Below are 2,721 nucleotides of genomic sequence, written 5' to 3' on the forward strand. Positions count from 1 at the left end.
CCACCGACGGGAACGCAAAGTCTGGCTTTAATTGTTGATGACCCCGATGCACCGATGGGAACTTTTGTCCATTGGGTTCTTTACGATTTACCGACTGAAATCACCAATTTACCAGAAGCAGTTCCCAACGACGCAACGCTGGCAAGTGGCGGTACTCAGGGTAAAAATGATTTTGGTAAACTCGGTTATGGTGGCCCTTGTCCGCCTAGCGGCACGCACCGTTACTTTTTCAAATTATACGCTTTAGACCGATATTTAGAATTAGCATCGGGTGCGACTAAAGAACAATTGGAAGCTGCAATGAACGGTCATATTCTGGCAGCAGCAGAACTAATCGGACGCTATTCGCGACAGCGTTAATTTTTTCTATTGCCAAATAACAAAAAAGCACCTTTTTTAAGGTGCTAAAAATAACTACGATCGCTTCCCATTTTTATTGATAAGTACGATTGTAATTGCGGGCTCCAATAGATGCACCGATCATCGACGCTACCAAACCCAGTAAAGAACCGAACACAAACGACCAACCCACTCTAGCCGCATTGCCAGCAATATCGCGTGCTTGCTGTGCGCTGACGTTGGGAGCCCTATTCGGTACGTTAATTCCTCCTTGTTGAGCTTGGTTAATTACTTCTCCCGCATTGGATGCCGCAATTCCAAAAGTACCTACTACACCATTTGCTAACAGCCAAGAGCCAATAATTAAAGCAGTTGCCCAGAGAATAGCACCATTGAGAAGAGCTGTATTGCGGTTCATCGGGCCGCTGGCACGCGATGTCACCCAACCGCCAACAAATAAACCTATTAACAAACTGATAATTGACCAAATTCCCACACCAAGACCAACATCATCTGCGTTGGATCTGGGTGCGCCAGAATTGGCAAGGCTGCTCAAACCGATCGCAGCACCCAAAGCACTCAAAATTAATTGAGTAGTTAAGGCAACTAAAAGACCGGAAATAATGGGGCCCCACCTAACGCGATCGTGATACTCAACAATACGATTTCCTACTACAGGATCTACTACATCTGCCGGTCGATTACCGTATGCCATATTTTATTTCCTCCTTTATTCCCCTCATCCCTTCCAGCTGAGTTATCTTATTGCTAATCACCCTTGAGCTTAATTTAGAGTCAAATTTATGTTTGATATATCTACCACTGGAAGGAATCGCACGCTCTATCAAAAGATGGAGATGCGATAAAAACCTGAAATTTTTGAATCTCAGGAGTAATAAATACTTAATTATTTAAGTATATACGTAAATTTTTAAACTTTTTCAAGTGTAGATGAATCAATATTTATTTATCGATAAAAGTATTTGTTAATTAGCTGAAGGCGATCGGCTGTTAAAACTTAACTCCTCTCAGCTAACCTTAGATGAATCGCCAAAAAGACTACTTCCTTATAGTTCTACGAACGCAGTTTTACGGCGGTGCCGATCGCAGTGATCAGCAGCAAGACACCGCTTTGGTCAACGTTAATTGTACCGGTGTCTACTTCAATACCGACGATCGCATTAGCTCCCAGACGCTGAGCTCGTTTTTCCAGTTCGGCTATAGCTTCCCGCTGTCCCTGCTCGAACACCCTCTCGTAGCTGCCGGTACGCCCACCGATGACATCGCGAATACTAGCGAAGAAATCGCGCAATACGTTAGTGCCATATACTACTTCAGCAGTCACAATACCCAAATAAGCCTGAATTTCGGCTCCCTGCACGACATCAGTTGTTGTGACAATCATTTTTTCTTGTCTTGGTTATAAATTTACACATTTAAGGTTATTATAATCAGCCAGTTCCCATATGGAATTCATCCCGATCCAATATCAAACCAATAGTAGCACTCTCGTAATGGCAGAAACACAAGGAAAATCTACCGTGCAAAAGCAAATTCTGTTCTTAACCAGTCTCCTGCTATTGGGAGGGATTGCGGTAAGTACGCCGTCAATTGCCCAAACTGATGAAGACTACGATCGCAGTCCTACGTATCAGCTTCCTGAAAACGACGAGCTGAAAAGACTCCTAGACGATGCGCGATCGTTAGTAGAAGATGGAAGATTTGGGCGTGCTTTAGCAATTTATCAACAAGCAGCTAGCTTAGATAGCAAAAATGCCCGTATTTATTCTGCGATTGGATATTTACAAGCACGTCAAGGCAATTACCAGGAAGCAGCTAATGCCTATAGACAGGCTGTAGCACTCCAAAGCAACAATGCAGAATTTCATTACGCTCTCGGATACGCCCTTGCTAGCGCCGGAGACAACCAGGGAGCCGCTGCTGCCTATCGACGGGTCACGCAAATCAATCGCAATCACCTCAAAGCTTACCTGGGATTGGGAGTGGTTCTGATGCGCCAGGGAGACTATCAGGGCGCGATGCGAACTTACGAACAAGCTATCCGTCTCGATCCTAAAAGTGTAGAAATTCGGGCTTCGATGGCGACTATACTGTTGCAACAGAAGCGCTATCAAGACGCTATTAACGTCCTACAGCGGGCTGTTACCCTAGAACCGAACAACAGCAATTTGCAGTTTAATTTAGCTACCGCCTATTTGGTACAAGGCAACCAAATAGGCGCACTGACTGCTTTGGAACGAGCAGCTAAACTGGAACCGCGCAATCCACAGATTCATCTGCAAATTGGCAGGATTCGACGCTCTCAAAAAAATCTGGAAGCCGCTTTAGCAGCTTATCAGCGGGCTGCGGATCTAGATTCCA

General features: G+C 44.8%; 4 protein-coding genes. 2 read left to right on the forward strand and 2 right to left on the reverse strand.

Annotated features, from left to right (window positions below):
- Positions 1-360 (forward strand): YbhB/YbcL family Raf kinase inhibitor-like protein (locus H6S82_RS27765; protein ID WP_191057070.1); only part of this gene is annotated, 360 nt, incomplete at its 5' end.
- A 73-nt stretch (positions 361-433) separates the two neighbouring features.
- On the opposite strand, the gene H6S82_RS27770 is transcribed toward H6S82_RS27765, so the two are convergent.
- Positions 434-1,054 carry a hypothetical protein gene (locus H6S82_RS27770; protein WP_190471643.1) on the reverse strand — a complete coding sequence of 207 codons (621 nt, stop codon included), beginning with the start codon at positions 1,052-1,054 and terminating at the stop codon, positions 434-436.
- Between the two features lie 360 nt (positions 1,055-1,414).
- The gene (locus H6S82_RS27775) at positions 1,415-1,744 is read right to left on the reverse strand and encodes a YbjQ family protein (protein WP_190471646.1); all 330 of its coding nucleotides are present in this window, start codon (positions 1,742-1,744) and stop codon (positions 1,415-1,417) included.
- A 109-nt stretch (positions 1,745-1,853) separates the two neighbouring features.
- On the opposite strand from H6S82_RS27775, the gene H6S82_RS27780 reads away from it, so the two are divergent.
- Positions 1,854-2,721, forward strand: an 868-nt coding sequence (locus tag H6S82_RS27780) for a tetratricopeptide repeat protein (protein WP_206756905.1), incomplete at its 3' end; no start/stop codon positions are given.

Origin of the sequence: Planktothrix sp. FACHB-1355, from assembly GCF_014748295.1 — a bacterium.
In the GTDB taxonomy this organism is placed as follows: Bacteria; Cyanobacteriota; Cyanobacteriia; order Cyanobacteriales; family Aerosakkonemataceae; genus Aerosakkonema; species Aerosakkonema funiforme_A.

What these genes read in the sequence shown, in the direction of transcription:
- H6S82_RS27770 (WP_190471643.1), bottom strand. Translation starts at nt 1,054, where the DNA reads ATGGCATACGGTAATCGACCGGCAGATGTAGTAGATCCTGTAGTAGGA.
- H6S82_RS27775 (WP_190471646.1), bottom strand. Translation starts at nt 1,744, where the DNA reads ATGATTGTCACAACAACTGATGTCGTGCAGGGAGCCGAAATTCAGGCT.